General features: G+C 64.4%; 1 protein-coding gene. It reads right to left on the reverse strand.

Annotation, left to right across the window (positions count from 1 at the left end):
- The coding region (locus tag AA75_RS27655; RefSeq protein WP_304441500.1) for an AMP-binding protein at nucleotides 1-521 on the reverse strand (521 nt) is incomplete at its 3' end.
- Nucleotides 522-559 lie beyond the last annotated feature (38 nt).

A 559-nucleotide genomic window follows, 5' to 3' on the forward strand; every position in this document is an offset into this window, starting at 1 on the left:
TCCGCCACCTCCGGCACCGGCAACGCATCCCGGTCCACCTTCCCGTTCACCGTCAACGGGATCCGCTCCACCACCACGAACGCCTGCGGCACCATGTACTCCGGCAACGCCCGACCCACATGCGCACGCAACACCGACACCGACGGCACACCACCCCCACGCACCACCAGATACGCCACCAACCGCTTATGACCACCATCCGCACGCGCCACCACCACCGCCTCGGCCACATCCGGATGCACCGTCAACCGCGCCTCCACCTCACCCGGCTCGATCCGAAAACCACGAACCTTCACCTGCCGATCGATCCGCCCCACAAAATCCAGACCACCATCCGCACGCCACCGCACCGCATCCCCCGTGCAGTACATCCGCGCACCCGCCACCCCACAGAACGGATCCGGAACAAACCGAACACCCGTCAAACCCGCAGCATTCAAATAACCACGAGAAACACCCGCACCCCCCGTACACAACTGACCCACCACACCCACCGGCACCGGATCAAAATTCTCATCCACCACATACACCGACGACCCCCCAACCGGACCACCGATCG

Origin of the sequence: Kitasatospora sp. MBT63 (assembly GCF_000710465.2) — a bacterium.
Taxonomy (GTDB): domain Bacteria; phylum Actinomycetota; class Actinomycetes; order Streptomycetales; family Streptomycetaceae; genus Kitasatospora.